Origin of the sequence: Prevotella sp. P5-64 (genome assembly GCF_002251285.1) — a bacterium.
In the GTDB taxonomy this organism is placed as follows: domain Bacteria; phylum Bacteroidota; class Bacteroidia; order Bacteroidales; family Bacteroidaceae; genus Prevotella.
This window is the reverse complement of record NZ_NPJK01000046.1, coordinates 1-16,213: the sequence shown is the minus strand read 5'-3', so window position 1 is coordinate 16,213 and position 16,213 is coordinate 1. Positions and strand designations below refer to the sequence as shown.

Sequence of the window (16,213 nt, the reverse complement as noted above, 5' to 3'; positions counted from 1 at the left end):
AAAAAATCAGGATAAGTGAAAGGAACATTTCCAATAGACAAGTTTCAAAGCATTGAGACACCATTCTATTATTATGATACAGAACTGCTCAGGCGCACCTTGAATGTGATACACAAAGAGGTTGAACGTTATGAGCGGTTTGAAGTACACTATGCGATAAAAGCCAATGCCAATCCCAAGTTGCTCAACATCATTTGTCAGGCAGGATTAGGAGCAGACTGTGTAAGCGGTGGTGAAATCGAGGCAGCAAGTAAAGCGGGCTTTCCTGCAAACAAGATTGTTTATGCGGGAGTCGGCAAGAGCGATTGGGAAATTCGTTTGGGCTTGGAGAAAGGCATATTTTGCTTTAATGTTGAGAGCCTTGCCGAACTTGAAATTATCCAGCAACTTGCTGCGGAGATGAACAAGAAGGCAAATATTTGTCTTCGCATCAACCCAAATGTAGGCGCACATACCCACGCCAACATCACCACAGGACTTGCTGAGAACAAATTTGGTATTGCCTTGGGCGATATGATGGACGTGATTGAGAAGGCGCATCTTATGTCCCATATACATATAATGGGATTACATTTCCATATCGGCTCACAGATACTTGACATGGGCGATTTTGAAGCCTTGTGTAATCGCATCAACGACATCCAGAAGCAAATGGAGCAGCATAATATACGCATTGACGTTATTAACGTTGGAGGTGGATTGGGCATTGACTATGCCCACCCCAACCGCGTATCTATCCCTGATTTCAAGGCCTATTTTGAATGTTACGCCCGCCATCTCAAGCTACGTCCATATCAGCATCTTCATTTTGAATTGGGACGTGCTGTCGTGGGCCAATGTGGAACTCTCATAGCTCGAACCCTTTACGTGAAGCAAGGGACACACAAACAGTTTGTAATCGTAGACGCAGGAATGACCGATTTAATCCGCCCTGCGCTTTATCAGGCTTATCACAAGATAGAAAACATCAGTAGCGAAGCTCCTCTTGCCACCTATGATGTTGTTGGTCCCATCTGCGAATCAAGCGACGTTTTTGCGAAATCCATTGATATCAATAGTGCTCATCGTGGTGATTTCATCGCCATCCGTAGCGCGGGAGCTTATGGGGAAGCTATGGCAAGCCATTATAATTGCCGACAACTACCTAAAGGATATATCTCTGAAGAATTATGATATTCGACACATTTTCTATAGTATGTAGTTTGGTCGCGTTGTTCATTCTGCTTCTCGCATGGCTTTTCAACCCATTCCGCCGAAGAATTTTCAATGCGGAAGCTAATGAAGACGCTACTGACAATCCCCCATTGTCGCTTGTCATCATAACTCAAGGCAATGCCCAAGCATTGGAGGAAAATCTCCCATTATGGTTAACTCAACGGTATAACGCAGATTTGCAAATAATCGTTGTTACCGACGAGGGTGACCATTATGCTGACGATGTATTAAAACGCATTGCTACAACGCATGATATTCACAGAACCTTCGTACCCCAAACGTCACGTTACATGAGCAGAACCAAACTGGCTGTAACTTTAGGTGTAAAAGCAGCACATCATCAAATGGTAATGCTTGTCAATGCAGATTGTAGTCCTGCTTCGGATTTAACCCTGGCACTATTGGTACAGGCCAACAACCCATCTTCCTGCACCATGGTCATGCCTCTATCCCATTACCAAGAGCCATGCAAAGGCTTTTATCAGTTTGAGCATCTACATCGTTCACTTTACTATATGCATTCTGCCGTAAGTGGTGCCGCTTATGGTTCCAATTCTAACAGCCTGCTATTCTGTAAAGACATGTTCATGCAAGGTCAAGGCTTCTTAGGAAGCCTACACCTTATAGGTGGAGAATATGAGATTCTCACGAATCGATATGCCACAAGAGAAGAGACAAGCGTATTTGTTAATCCTAAAGCGCAGCTCATCCAGCAAACGCCATCGCGCCATATTTGGCGTAACCGTGCAGTTGCTGCATGGGAAATTCGCCGTCATCTTAAGCATGGTTTTATTACTCGCTTGACCTATATCACTGATCAGATTGTACTCCATCTTTCCTATATCGCCCTCATAGGTTTGGCAGTTGCAAGCGGAATTACACAGCATTGGATTTCATTGGGAGTTGCAGCCTTTCTGTTTTTGTGTTTACTCTTTACACGCATTATCCAGGCCCGAAAAGTTATTAGGCAATTGGATATCAAGATAAATACTTTTCTTATTCCCATCTATGAACTTCGTATCATCTGGCACAATGCGATGACTGCCCTTTTGCACAAGTTTACTGATAAGATTGAATTTACTTGTCACAAATTATGAAGATTGGTCTTTATATTTCCTCCAGCTGTGCAAAGGATCCTTTGGCCTATGCATTTGCCAACCTGTTGAGTGAAGGTTTGGGCAACAGAGTCCAGACACTGACCCGTCATGACAAGTTGGACCCCACCTTAGACCTTGTTCATATTTTAGGAGGAAATGACCTTTATTCTTGTAGACTCATTTCTACGACAGCCAGCAAACATATTCCATCACTTTATTCCCCTTTGGGCGAAATCCTTCCTTGGGCCAACACTCAATCATCTATGCGATTTGTATTACAAAAAAGCATGATGAAATCATCTCAAGCCATCCATGCTTGGAGCAAAACAGAGCAGAATTACTTGGAAAGTGTCCTTCAATGCGTTGACTTGGTATTTATTCCCAATGCAGTTGTAACACGAACCATTAGCAAAGAAGACATGTGTGACAAGTTTATTAAACTTTACCAGAAGATAATAGACACACATGTTGAAATGGCTATAGACCGCGGTTTGCGCCAAGACGTCTATTCATTGCTTCAGATTGGCCTTGACTATAATTTACTACAAGACAAACCATTCATTGGAGGTGTCACTTCAAGAATACAGACATTTTCAGAAGAGCAATGGCGCCATATTATGCTTTATTCCTATGACCAAGGTATAATAGATTACATACACAACGCCTTGGAGAGGCTACAGATACGCATACCCCTAATGGACATCAGACAGATAAAAACATTTGACAATAGCATTAGGCAGGCAGATTGCAATGAGGAAACAATCCAAACTGGAAATGCTACTGACATTGTCTATGCCACAATATCTAAAATTATAGAAGACAAGAAAAGGGGCTGCCCTCTCCTATCCCGTTATGCTTCATGTTATAAATTATTACATAACGCAGATTATGATGAGGACAAATTGGTAGAGATGCTTAAACGCAATCACCTCTTTCAAAAGGCCAAAAAACTTATGACCGATATGCAAGAGATAACCGGTCTTAGCGAAGGTTTTATCCCTGCGCTTCTCTACTCTGTACCCAATAACTAATTACTTGTTGTGCTGTGGCACTATGGCCAAATACACCAAATCGTGATCGGTTAGGTTCTCCATATAGTGCGAATGTCCCTCTGGACAATAATGACATTGCCCTACTCTTACCACCTCCGTTGTATCATCATAGTGGAAAGTAGCCTCACCACTTAAAATATAGATTACCTCGCTGTTGCCATTGTGGGTATGCAAACCAGTAGACGAGCCAGGACGAAGAGTAGAATACATTATTTTTACATTATCATCTGAAAAACTTCGAGAATCCAAAGGCCCCTTACCGCCCTTGAAATTCATCGTACGACATTCTTTAATGTCATCAAAGTCAATTACCATACTGCAACTATTAATAAGATTTTGATGCAAAGTTATAAAAATGTATGTAGTCAACACAATGGTTGACCATATTTTTTGGAATTGCACCGAAGAAATAGCATTAATCATTTTCGGTTTTCAGAATAAATAAGTATTTTTGTAATGAAAGTTTACTTATTACCGAAACCAACATCATTTGTATGAGCACCAATACTGCCAAAAGACAGATTCGCGTTTTCTTGTCATCCACCTTTGCAGATATGCAGGACGAACGCAACTACCTTGTAAAAAAAGTATTCCCCATGATAAAGGCCGAATGTCATCGCCGTAACGTCAATTTCTCTGTTATTGATTTGAGATGGGGCGTTACTGAAGAAGATTCAAAAAGCGGCAAAGTAATAGAAATATGTATTGATGAGATAGAGCATACACGCCCATTCTTTATCGGAATGATTGGCGGAAGATATGGATGGATTCCAGGTGCCAACGGATATGGAGACAACAACCGTCTCTTGCAGAAATACCCATGGATAGAGAAGTATCTCAATAGCAATATGTCGATTACCGAAATAGAGATGCAATATGGGGCTCTGAAGAGCAAGACGCCCGTCAATGCAATGTTCTTCATCAGACAAGACAACTATATACCAGAGCAAAAACGAGAAACCGATAAAGTAAAGATCGAGAAGCTCAAAAGACTAAAGACCTGCATTGCAGAAGCCGAAAGTAAAGGACTCTGCAGTGCTACATCATATACTACTCCAAAGGATTTGGGGCGCAGAATATACAATCAGCTAATGGCCAAAATCAATGACCTCTACCCTGACGAGAATCTGGATTTCTATTCGATTGCCGATAAGCTACAGCGAGCTAAGGAAAATGAGTTAAGACAGGTCTATATTAATGGGCGTATTCCTGCTTTGTTTACAACTGCAGCTGATTTCGACACACATCGTCTTGTTATCGGTAAAAACGGAATGGGAAAAAGTGCATTTGTTGCGAATTATTATGAGGATACTACCAACGAGGGTGGAGTTGAAGGAATTTATTTGGCAGAAGATGAATATGGCTTTGGTTATGTAAATGACGAAAGAACACACGAAGAAGGATACACCGAACGGTTTGTACCCATTATTCGCACCTATATAGATAACGACATCAACACCGTTGATAAGTGCTATCGCATGTTCTTGAAGAAACTTGGGCAGACTTGTCCAACTTTTGCCGACATTGACTTGTATGATGAGACACCCATTTCGCTTAAAGACATCTTTGAAAATGCACACTATAACGAGCGTATCCTTTGGATGCTTGATGGAGTTGACCGTCTTATTGGAGATGACGACCTCTCTATGGCATGGGTTAACCAACTGCCCAACCAAATCAGTCTTGTGGTCACGGCTACTGACGAAAAAATAAAACAAGCCTGTCGTTCAATGCAGCACTATGAACTATGCGATTTATCTTCTACGGATATCATAGAGATAACCAAACGTTATCTTGCCATCAAAGCCAAACATCTCGTAGACAATCAGTATCTGCACATTGCCCGATGCAACATACTAAGAAATCCCTCATTACTGATAATGTTTCTAAATGAACTTCAAGAATTTGGCATTTACGAAAGAGTTGACGAATACATTGACCATTACCTGTCTGCACGTGATGAAAACGACTTTTATAACCTTATTATTGAAGGAGTTGAAGAAGAGCACGGACGCGATTTGACTGCGCAAATTTTATGTCTTCTTGCCGTTACCCAAACTGGTCTGGCCGAAAATCTGTTGGCCAGCCATTTGTCATTGCCTCCTATAGAATGGGCAAGTCTTTATGGCGCGCTGCGGTTGCTTACCATTGACATCGACGGGCATATTATGCTCGCCAATCAATCTTTGCAGAAAGCTGTCATTCAACGTTACATCGACGATAGAGCTAAGAAAGAATCATTTATGCGCCAAGCCATAAAACTATTGGAGAAAGAAACCAACAACTTGGATAGGCAAAGTCGCCAACTGACAAAACGCCACAATGGCTTCTTGGGATTCATTCTCATCAATCTGTTGTTTGCCAACACTATCGAAGAACATTTCCAGAACTCCATTCGCCGCAATAACACTGAACTGGTAAAGCTCTACGCTGAGACCCAGGAATGGGGGAAATTATATCAACGCATCCGTTCGATAACCGCTTTATCTGATTTGAACATTCCTCCTACCGAACTCTATGGCCTTTATCCTGAATTGTACAAAGCTGGCTATCATGTCATATCCAGCCAGCTTTCGTGTTGGTCATTATACCGTCTGATACTTTTATCGTTTTTTGTTTCCCCAGAGAATTACCGATCTCAATTTATGACATTAATATCAGCTATCACGTTACCCTCAATGCTTCTGCCAGAAGACATACGCACCCGTGAAATCAACCGGATTGTTCGTAATGTCAATTGGGTACTTCTGCTCCCATGGGGAATGAAGAGAGAAATAAAGAATAACCTACGAAATTATGCTGTTGGACAACACTTCAACGACGATATTAATATTGAAGACACATGGAGTCCAGGACGCACAATAGATTATGTACAGACGCCGCTTCTGCTCAATAGTATAGAGACAATATTGGATACGAACCGCATTGAGCATATACTACAACAGGCCAACATGATGTTAGACCATTATGAAGACGGCGATATGGAAAAAACTCTCTTTCAACTTATAGCAGCCCAATGCTATATACGATTGGAGAATAGAAAGGAAGCAGAAGACATGCTTGACACAGTGGCATATATTGATAAGTATGCCTTTATTATAACCAGAATTGAAATACTATTTGATTTGACCTTTAACGATTTGACAAATGCCCAAGAGATAGAGGATAAGATTATGAGTATGCGTGATGGCACCATCGAACAGTCAACACAAAAAGTAGATAGTGAGCGCTATATGTTCATCCTTCAAGTCAAATTAGGCAAGAGCCCAGATGTCCATCAATGTATGGAGCGGATGTGGAATCTTTTATCATCATGCACCTACGCCAACGAAATCGGCACACTCCAGCAATTGGCAGAACAGTTATTGATATTCAGGGAATATTACCTTGCGGCTACAGCTTACCTTGAACTTAACAATTACATCTCCCCCTCTTCTCCAGAGCTGAATGCATATTTCTATTCGCAGGCTGCAGATTGTTTCGATTCCGACAAAGAATATTACGAGGCATATAAGTCTTATACAAATGCTGCTGACGCATATAAGGCAGTTCATAATAACTCCAAATACCACCATTGCTCCTATCAGGCAGTCAGGCAATTATATCTTGGAGCCCATTATGTAGATTGTATCAATCTCTGTGAACAATCACTGGAAGCCAAGACAGTGAATGCATCTCACTACGCTGAAGACTTTTATAATATTATTGGCCTCTGCTCTTATAACATGATAAACAAGGTGAGTGGTGATAAGTCCAAAGCATATTACGACAAGGCCTTTGAAGCTTTTCTTAAAAGTTACGAATTGGCTGCTCTTGATGATGAGGCTGCAAAAACCATTGCTTTCAATCTGGTCAATTGCCTGATAGAATATCCCGATTATGCTACTGCTTCCCAACTTGACACATTGGAAGCATACAATGAGAAGATAAAAGATAAAGACGCAGAGAGTTACTATACAAACAAGTGCCAACTATTGACATTGAAGGGAAATAATCAGGAAGCCATCTTGACAGGAACCAAGGCAATGCAGGAAGGAGCATTTGATGAAACCAGATTGGCCCAGCTCAAAACCAAGAGTACAGACAAGAGAGTCAAGAAGGAGGGCATTGAGTATCTTTTGGATAGATTTATCCACTTGGTTAACAACAACTATACCAAGCCAGTTGATACAAAACTGTTAGAACACTACACCCGCCACTATTTTCAATTCATCACCAAAGAAGATTTCTATACAGCCTTACCTCTCATCGAAGACAATGATATCTCTTTGGCAGGTCTGCTTTATATGCAGTGTGTTGACCACTATATTCTTAGCGACCCTGAACCTACAGAGACATACGATGAAGTTTGGGTAAAATATCTGTCCTCCGTTCAAGCGTTTGATGAAAGACAGACTACCGACTATATAAAGCTGCATATCAAGATTAGATGCATAATACTAAATGGCAGGTACAATATAGACGAATGTGTTACTCAATACTTGTCTGAGATAAGGCAGATTCTGCCTGATTATCCCATAAGCAAGGCTATATTCCGTTTGTGTAGATACGAAGAATGGACTGAGACCATTGTCCGTGCCGTCATCGAAGCCATTACCCAATCTCCTCATTGTGAGGAAGAACTTGCCAAAGTCATCAGGAAGATTGATGAAGTAAGCCACTCATCGTCAGCGGATATCTTCATACTATTTATTGAAAAGACGGCAAAACTAATTCGCCAATATTCCGACACAACAGTTAAAGACAAGCGAACCGTTGGTCAGGTCATCATGCAACTGATATACAATATGGATATCAATGACATGAAGATGTTGACCCACCTTTACAATCTATGCGGGCTGCCTATAGTGCTACCTATACGCGATGAGGACTATAATGACATAGACGCCGTTATAGGCAAATATAACCAGATGAAAAAGTCTCATCTTGAATATTATGTGCAACGAGAAGTTGCCGAAAAGCTACGGAAAGAATTGATATATCGTGGCCACTATCAAGAAGCATTGTCGGTTTGTAATGATTATGGAGCCAACGAACATCATGCCGACTTCATTACCAGCTACATCACCGATGCCGAATATGACAAGGCACAATGCCTCTTCCAGCAGGCAAAATACCAAGAGGCATTAAACATCTATCAGTATATACACAAGATAGCAGAAGAAAATGATGGCGAAAATGACCTTAGTGATTGGGATCATACTATTCGAGACGAAGCATTATGCCTCATTTATTGCAATAAAGAGCAAGAGGCTATCAAATTAATAAATAATCCTACTACGTCATATCCCTCTGATGATGGTCTCGCATGTATAAAGATTGTTGAGGCCATCGCCTATGTACACCGCCATCTGATGGCTGATGCGCAATCACTCTTTGAACAGGCTGCCAAAGAAGCAAACATCGAAGACGGTAAGGAGAACAATGAATGTCAAGACGATGCCGTGCTTCAATACTGCGCTCTATATTATATTGAAACAGCCCTTGCGTTGATTGAAAACAACGAGCACAGACTTGCGAAACAAGCCAAAGCTAAGGCTCTTAAATTCATGAGCAATTGCAATAGTGGGATATGCCAGAACAGAATGAGACTCATTGATGGCATCTGATTACAGATTATGCGAAGCCAATTTTAGGCTTCGCATAATTGTTACCGATAGTCAATTCATTATAGGCGGCTTCAATGTCTTCTGAGGTAATGGTTACCAGATAGTCTTGAGTAAACAGGTGAGAAGCCAGGACTCTGTTTGCGGTGTGGCAGATGGCCTTGTCAGCAAACTGCTCAACCCATCGCGCATTGGCAAATCCATTGGTTTTATCCCTCAGGGTTTTGCCAATAGCGTCAGCCAAGGTTTCATTGGCACTGAGAGACAGTTTCAATCCTCTTGAAGCAATTCTCATTTGAGCAATCTCCTGCAGTTCCTCTGAACAGTAATCCTCAAAATGCAGATAGTGGGTAAATCGTCCTCTCAGTCCAGGATTGCTATCAAGCATCTTGTCCATTTCGTTCTGATAGCCAGCCATAATAATTATCATATCAGGGTTGGGCTGTGCCAAGACTGTTAGCAGACACTCTATCACTCTATTGCCGAAATCCGCTTTATCGCCTGCTCCGGTATTCAGAGAATAGGCTTCATCTATAAACAAGACATTGCCCTTTGCTTGCGCAAACAGATTTTGCATGTTATTTTCGGTGTCCCCCAAATATCTTCCAACTATGGTTCCGCGTTCTGCTGTTATGACATCACCTTTGGACAGCACGCCAAGAGAGTGGAATAGTTGACCTATTTTCTTGGCCACAGTGGTTTTGCCAGTACCTGGATTACCCGTAAATATCATGTGGTGATTGGAAACACAGGAAATATTGATTCCTTGTTGTTGACAAAGACGGGCATAACGTTCGAGAGAGGCCATATCTGCGACAACCTTCTTGACAGAAGTCAATCCGACCATACTGGACAGAGAATGCATGACGTCATCAACACTCAGGCTGGCTGTCTCGAACATACTCCAGTCAATATCGCGGCTATCTATCATCTGCAGTTGCATAGCCGATTGTGGCTCAACAACGCTATCTGTATTTGCTACACGCTTGACAAAACGCTCCGCCAGTCCCTTTGTGACAAAGCGCGAAAGCATAGATAGCGACAACTTGGGTAGAGTGTTCTGTAATGACCGAAGCAGCAGCCCTATATTCAATTCATTCAATGCATCTGAAGACAAACGCAAGTCCATTTTCCTCAGTTCGCATTGCACTCCCGACAGGAATTCTTTAACGTTCATGGGCTGCAATTCCAAGTGGTTTTGCTCATCGATTTTGGCAATCAACGTAGGATACTTTTCACCAAGCAGGGTAATTTCTGCCTTCGTTCCAACGAAGATAAAGCCAATGTCGCCATTCACTTTCATACGCGACTCTATCATTTTGGCTAAAGACGCTCCTGCTCCCCAGAGCAGACTGCCGATGTGGTGCAGAATATAGAAAGTCTGATTAGATTCAAAATACTTATCAGCGGTTTGAAATAAATTGGAGCCATTGCCCTCTTCAATGACAGAAGACAAATCGACATCGCTTACATTCCATGTCATGTCTACAATCTTAGCAAAGTTCTGCAAAGGATTTGTCAGATACAGAGCATCATCGCTGCTCACTGTAAAGTTAAGGCAAGGGCGCACATCCTTCAGATTCATGATATAACGACGCTCATTGAACATTTTCCATCGAAACAGTTCTATGGCACGCTGCTTGATTGGAGTTATCCCAGGATAATCTCCAAGTTTATCCCATTCCAACTGGTAAAACTCTTTGCGTGAGAGCTGCTCTACGACTATACTTTCCATCATGGCATGGGTAAGCGTAGTGGTCGTAAGATTGCTTACGCTGTCATCGGCAGACAGGTTGTAGGATATTTTGGCCACAGCCCGGTCATTGCATGTCAAGATTGCAAAATAATCGTTTGATAGCATGGCATATCGCGACTCACATCGGATGAGCAGACGGTTACGCTTTATACCAATGCGCTGAGGCTGGAAGTCGTTGACATAACACATAAGTGTATGGTCATAATTAGAGATTGAATACTTGTCGCCTCTATTGAGATGAGAGGCAAACGTAATGTCATAATAAACATGGAAGGAGTCGGATAATACGACTCTAACAGATACAATATCAGTCATAATAACAAATGATTAAATGAATAAAGTGAAATTTATAAAATATGAAACGGCCTTCCGTTTCATGGTGTATCAATAAACCAATGAACGCGTACAACAATCCCTTTCAGTTATCTGGACCTATATGAATTTTACTTCATATTCATGGCCACGAGAAACCGAATAGAATGTTTGCTTGCATTGATTTATCTTTAATCTTTGTTATTGTGTTTTTTGACTTTACCGTCAATATTCGTTGCAAAGGTAATGATTTTTGTTTAACTGCCAAATATTTTCAGTATATTTTTGCACAGAACACAGGATGAGCCCCCTAATAATAAATAATGTGGGTGTGCCCAAACAATGGACATGCCCACATTATGCATGATAACCTATAAACCTACAATTAGGCACCTATGACCTGAAGTAGGCAAAATAGATATAAGCCAGAATGCCTACGATTATTGCCAGAATGGCTGTCTTGATTAGGCAACCTGTTATCTTTTTGATTACTATCACGCCCACGACTACAGCAATGAGAATAAAGATAAAATAGGTGAAATTAATATCCATATCGTTTATTTGAAGAGTTTTCTAAATTGTGTGGGTATCATTGTTTCAAACTCCATCCGCTCGTGTGTCACTGGATGATAGAAGCACAGTACGTAAGCGTGAAGACACAATCGGCCGAGCGGGTCGTCGCCATTACCGTATTTGACATCACCACATACCGGATGTCCCATGTCTGCAGAGTGAACACGTATCTGATTCTTGCGCCCTGTCTCCAATTGGTACTCTACCAAAGAATGTTCAGTAGTACGGTTCAATACATAGAAATGGGTAACAGCATATTTGCCACCATTGTCGGTAGGCGATGAATAGGTCACGTAGTTCTTGTTGTCCTTCAGCCAATTGGCAATAGTACCCTCGTTGTCTTCCATCTCACCAGAAACAACGGCAACATAGCGACGGTCATATACGATATTATGCCAATCATGTTCCAGTATCTGCTCCGTCTGCATATCTTTGGCATAAATCATCAGACCAGATGTATCACGGTCCAGTCGATGGACGACATGAGCAGTGCAGCGTTGGCGTGTACGACGGAAATAATCATCCAATATTGTTTTGACATTGAGCGAAGAATGACCAGCTGCCATACTCAGTATGCCCACGTTTTTCTCTATCACGACAAGGTACTTGTCTTCATAGACGATACTGAGATAGCGGCTTTTGAACTGGTCGTTCTTTTTTGAACGGCTGATTGAAATCTTATCTCCTTTATGGATGGGGAAGTCAAATTGGGTTACTTGCTTGCCATTGACTTTTATGCCACGCCCCTGCAGAGTCGCCTTGACTTTAGAGCGGCTCTCTTTAAGGTTGGCAAGGAGCCATGAGAGCAACGTATCATCTTCTTGCGCCACATATTGGGCATAATCGTTCTTCTTGTTATAATTGTTTATCATCTGTTTGCTTTTGAACAGTTAATGTCTCAATATTCGGTGCGCTTATGATGGCTGCGCGGTATCTGCATTGTTTTCGGTTTCGACCGTAAACGAGAGCTCATCTTTATCCGTAATCTTGTCTATGACTATCGTCTGACCGGGGGTGAACTCTTCTGAAATCAACGCTTCCGACAGTTTGTCCTCTATATAGGTCTGTATGGCTCGTCTCAATGGGCGTGCGCCAAACTGCACATCATATCCATGGTTGGCGACAAACGACTTGGCTGCATCGGTTATGCTAAGACGATAGCCCATTGACAGGAGGCGTGCGGACAAGTCGGCAAGCTGAATGTCAACGATTTTCTCGAGAGCTTCAATGCTTAACTGGTCGAAGGTGATGACATCATCAAGACGATTGAGGAACTCGGGGGCAAACTGCTTGCTCAAGCTCTTCATGATGATATCGCGCGCATACCTCTTATCATCCTCGTCAAGGTCAGCGCCCAAGATATTGCGCTTGGAGAAGCCAATGCCACGACCAAAGTCTTTCAGTTGGCGCGTTCCGGCATTTGAGGTCATAATAATAATGGTATTGCGAAAATCTACGAGACGACCATTGCCATCGGTAAGACGACCCTCGTCGAGCACCTGTAACAACATGTTGAAAACATTGGAATGGGCCTTTTCAATCTCATCGAGCAAAACGACTGAATAGGGATGACGACGCACTTTCTCGGACAACTGGCCGCCCTCATTATAACCTACATATCCGGGAGGAGCTCCAACCAGTCTGGAAGTGGTGAAGCTCTCGGCATATTCGCTCATGTCTATGCGTATGAGAGAGTCGGTAGAACCAAACAAGTGCTCAGCTATCTTCTTGGCCAAATGGGTCTTGCCGACACCGGTTGGACCGAGGAACATAAAGACGCCAATAGGCTGGTTGGGCGACTTCAGCCCCACCCTATTGCGCATGATGGCTTTGGAAACCTTTTCCACAGCTTCATCCTGCGCTATTACGGTCTGCTTGAGTGTGGCAGCCAGCGTCTTCAACTGTGCGGTCTCGCCTTCAGAGATGCGCCGAACGGGCACACCGGTCATCGTGGCGACAACCTCTGCGATGTCTGCTTCGCTTACCTTTTCCCTTTGTTCGCTTTCTCCAGACATCCACTTGCTGCGCATATCCGCCAATTCCTTTTCCAAGACCAATTCCCGGTCACGATAGCTTATTGCCAACTCAAAGTTCTGCTTCTTGGCAGCACTCTGCTTCTTGTCCTTAATCTCGGCCAGCTCCTTTTGAGCCTGTCGGATTTCGGCAGGGATGGTGGCATGAGACAAATGCACATGGGAGCCGGCCTCGTCCAAGACATCGATTGCCTTGTCGGGGAAACTACGGTCACTTATATATCTATCGGCAAGACGGACACACGCTTTGAGGGCCTCGTCGGTATATTCGACATGGTGATGCTCCTCGTAGCGAGACTTGATATTCTGCAGGATACACAGGGTGTCTTCTGCAGATGTCGGCTCGACCAGAACCTTTTGGAACCTGCGCTCCAAGGCTCCGTCCTTCTCTATGGAGTTGCGATATTCGTCAAAGGTGGTGGCGCCGATACACTGTATGGTGCCGCGCGCCAATGCCGGCTTCATGATGTTGGCAGCATCCATGCTGCCCGGTGTGCTGCCTGCACCAATCATCGTGTGTATCTCGTCGATGAAGACGATTATGTCTGGATTGTTCTCCAGTTCCTTCAGCAATGCGCGGATGCGTTCTTCAAACTGACCTCTGTATTTGGTTCCGGCTACGATTGCAGTCAAGTCAAGATTAATCAGACGCTTGTTGAACAACAGCGGCGAAGTCTTCTGCTCGACTATCATCTGTGCCAAGCCTTCTACGATGGCACTTTTACCCACGCCTGGCTCTCCGATGAGTATGGGATTGTTCTTTTTACGCCGACAGAGAATTTCGGTGACGCGCAGAATTTGCTCATCGCGCCCTACAACGGGGTCAAGTTTGCCCTCGGCTGCAGCGCGGGTCAGGTCTACAGAGAAGTTGTCTATGACGGGAGTGCCTCCCATAGCGTCCTTGCCCTTGGTGGCAGCAGTCGCGTCACGGTCAGAACGATTGTCGTATTCAGGAGTTTCTCCCTCATCGTCATCAGACATGAAAAGTCCGTCTACAGGACCACTATTGGTTTTTTGAGCCAAATAGTTCTGCATATCTTCGTATTTAATATTGTTGTCATTGAGAATTTCCTTAGCAGCAGTGTGAGCCTTGTCATGCAGGATAGCAAGCAGCACATGATGGACATCCACCATCTGGCTATGCTGCAAACGGGCTTCCAAGACAGCCAACCTCAATATATTACTGGCCTGCTCGGTGAGCGATATCTCGCTGTCTGAGGCTGACTCGTAGCGATACTCGTCAATGATGCGATGCTCAACAGTCTCTTTCAAAGATGTATAGTTTATATTGAGATGTTTCAGAAATTCTGCAGCTTTACCACTATCGTCATGCAAAACGCCCAACAGTATATGCTCCGGACAGATGGCCTGGCTGGAAAGCCTGTCAGCCTCCTTGCGAGCAAATACCAATAAATCAGATACTTTTTGTGAAAACAGATTATTCATATATGCGTTTCGATTCCCTTTTTATTAATTGTTATGCAAAATTACACATTCATTATTGAATATGCAAAAAGCGTACCAAAAAAAAGAGATAATCTTTGTCAGATTATCTCTTTTGTACACCCTTAGGGGTTCGAACCCTAGACCCACTGATTAAGAGTCAGTTGCTCTACCAACTGAGCTAAGGGTGCAAGTGGAAAGTGCAAAATGATTTGTCTTGTGGTACACCCTTAGGGATTCGAACCCTAGACCCACTGATTAAGAGTCAGTTGCTCTACCAACTGAGCTAAGGGTGCTCATGTTTTGACTTTCCTTATTTGCGAGTGCAAAGGTACGACTTATTTTGGTAACCACAAAATTTTTCAGAACATATTTTTGAAAAAATATCAGTATTCGTGAGGCTTTGGCTGCATTATATCATTGTGCGTTTGGCATACATGGATGCCATTATCATGCGAACATATTAATAATTAATTTGTTAGACACCACCAAACCTCGTCTGCAGGCACGATGCTTACCATAGGCTGCATAAAAGTCACATTCGGCACTGCTATGAACCTGAGTTCGGGATAAGCGACAGTCGTTTTTCTTGTTATGTCGGGTTTCCGACAGATGCATATTACATTTACCTTCCAAACAATATGGATGGCAAAATGCAGAATTGTAAAGTCCAAATAAAGTTTACTTTATAACAGCGAGCTGTCCGTCAACATTCTCTATGCAATAGTCAATGTTGATGGACGGTTTCTTTTCAAAGAAGCTATACGCAGCCAAAACAGAAAGGAGATTCATTACAAAGTTGAACACGCTACGATGTCTTGAATGTACAAGTTGTGCAACATTCTTAAGTTCGTCATTGATGGTTTCTATGACAGACCTTTTGCGTAACAGAATCTTGTCATACAATGGCATGAGCCTGTTTTTCATATTGCATTTCAAGCCAGTGACAATTTCAATACCGTCGTTAAACCCAAATCGGTCATTAGAAAAAGTTTCTTGTCATTTTCTAATGACCGCCATTAGAAAAACAGCTTTGTATATGCTTGATTTATAAATATTTACTAACTTTACCACGAAAAAAAGAATATACTCCGATGCGAAACTGTGACATAAAGTTTGTAAATAA

At 42.7% G+C, this 16,213-nt stretch carries 9 protein-coding genes, 2 tRNA genes and 1 pseudogene; 4 read left to right on the top strand and 8 right to left on the bottom strand.

Annotated features, from left to right (window positions below; genetic code table 11):
- The first annotated feature begins 15 nt into the window (after positions 1-15).
- From lysA to CIK87_RS08850, 3 genes are read left to right on the top strand one after another with little or no spacing between them, the layout of a single operon-like run.
- Positions 16-1,173, top strand: a complete 1,158-nt coding sequence (gene lysA, locus CIK87_RS08860; RefSeq protein ID WP_094386875.1) for a diaminopimelate decarboxylase — start codon at positions 16-18, stop codon at positions 1,171-1,173.
- Complete coding sequence (locus CIK87_RS08855) at positions 1,170-2,312, top strand: glycosyltransferase (RefSeq protein WP_022311448.1); 1,143 nt, start codon at positions 1,170-1,172, stop codon at positions 2,310-2,312. Before lysA ends, CIK87_RS08855 begins: the two co-directional genes overlap by 4 nt.
- Positions 2,309-3,343, top strand: a complete 1,035-nt coding sequence (locus CIK87_RS08850) for a hypothetical protein (protein WP_094386874.1) — start codon at positions 2,309-2,311, stop codon at positions 3,341-3,343. Before CIK87_RS08855 ends, CIK87_RS08850 begins: the two co-directional genes overlap by 4 nt.
- On the opposite strand, the gene CIK87_RS08845 is transcribed toward CIK87_RS08850, so the two are convergent.
- Positions 3,344-3,679 carry a cupin domain-containing protein gene (locus CIK87_RS08845; RefSeq protein ID WP_094386873.1) on the bottom strand — a complete coding sequence of 112 codons (336 nt, stop codon included), beginning with the start codon at positions 3,677-3,679 and terminating at the stop codon, positions 3,344-3,346.
- A gap of 179 nt (positions 3,680-3,858) precedes the next feature.
- Here CIK87_RS08845 and CIK87_RS08840 point away from each other — a divergent pair, with 179 nt between their 5' ends.
- Positions 3,859-8,973 carry a DUF4062 domain-containing protein gene (locus tag CIK87_RS08840; RefSeq protein WP_094386872.1) on the top strand — a complete coding sequence of 1,705 codons (5,115 nt, stop codon included), beginning with the start codon at positions 3,859-3,861 and terminating at the stop codon, positions 8,971-8,973.
- Positions 8,974-8,980: 7 nt separating this feature from the next.
- On the opposite strand, the gene CIK87_RS08835 is transcribed toward CIK87_RS08840, so the two are convergent.
- From CIK87_RS08835 to CIK87_RS08810, 7 genes and pseudogenes are all read right to left on the bottom strand, one after another.
- Entirely contained in the window at positions 8,981-11,041 is a 2,061-nt protein-coding gene (locus CIK87_RS08835; RefSeq protein WP_094386871.1) for an AAA family ATPase, read from the bottom strand.
- 390 nt (positions 11,042-11,431) lie between these two features.
- Positions 11,432-11,590 carry a hypothetical protein gene (locus tag CIK87_RS14485; protein WP_173823497.1) on the bottom strand — a complete coding sequence of 53 codons (159 nt, stop codon included), beginning with the start codon at positions 11,588-11,590 and terminating at the stop codon, positions 11,432-11,434.
- Between the two features lie 5 nt (positions 11,591-11,595).
- The gene (locus tag CIK87_RS08830) at positions 11,596-12,483 is read right to left on the bottom strand and encodes an RluA family pseudouridine synthase (protein ID WP_022311455.1); all 888 of its coding nucleotides are present in this window, start codon (positions 12,481-12,483) and stop codon (positions 11,596-11,598) included.
- A gap of 42 nt (positions 12,484-12,525) precedes the next feature.
- On the bottom strand, positions 12,526-15,090 hold the full coding sequence (locus tag CIK87_RS08825; RefSeq protein ID WP_094386870.1) for an ATP-dependent Clp protease ATP-binding subunit: 2,565 nt from the start codon (positions 15,088-15,090) through the stop codon (positions 12,526-12,528).
- Between the two features lie 115 nt (positions 15,091-15,205).
- A tRNA-Lys gene (locus CIK87_RS08820) sits at positions 15,206-15,278 on the bottom strand.
- A gap of 29 nt (positions 15,279-15,307) precedes the next feature.
- A tRNA-Lys gene (locus CIK87_RS08815) sits at positions 15,308-15,383 on the bottom strand.
- A gap of 385 nt (positions 15,384-15,768) precedes the next feature.
- Positions 15,769-16,056: pseudogene (locus CIK87_RS08810) on the bottom strand (transposase); the annotation flags it as partial.
- Between the last annotated feature and the right edge of the window lie 157 nt (positions 16,057-16,213).

Excerpts from the sequence above, each read along its gene's own strand:
- CIK87_RS08855 (WP_022311448.1), top strand. The coding sequence starts at position 1,170 with ATGATATTCGACACATTTTCTATAGTATGTAGTTTGGTCGCGTTGTTC.
- CIK87_RS08840 (WP_094386872.1), top strand. The coding sequence starts at position 3,859 with ATGAGCACCAATACTGCCAAAAGACAGATTCGCGTTTTCTTGTCATCC.
- CIK87_RS08830 (WP_022311455.1), bottom strand. The coding sequence starts at position 12,483 with ATGATAAACAATTATAACAAGAAGAACGATTATGCCCAATATGTGGCG.
- CIK87_RS08845 (WP_094386873.1), bottom strand. The coding sequence starts at position 3,679 with ATGGTAATTGACTTTGATGACATTAAAGAATGTCGTACGATGAATTTC.
- CIK87_RS08835 (WP_094386871.1), bottom strand. The coding sequence starts at position 11,041 with ATGACTGATATTGTATCTGTTAGAGTCGTATTATCCGACTCCTTCCAT.
- CIK87_RS14485 (WP_173823497.1), bottom strand. The coding sequence starts at position 11,590 with ATGGATATTAATTTCACCTATTTTATCTTTATTCTCATTGCTGTAGTC.
- CIK87_RS08850 (WP_094386874.1), top strand. The coding sequence starts at position 2,309 with ATGAAGATTGGTCTTTATATTTCCTCCAGCTGTGCAAAGGATCCTTTG.
- CIK87_RS08825 (WP_094386870.1), bottom strand. The coding sequence starts at position 15,090 with ATGAATAATCTGTTTTCACAAAAAGTATCTGATTTATTGGTATTTGCT.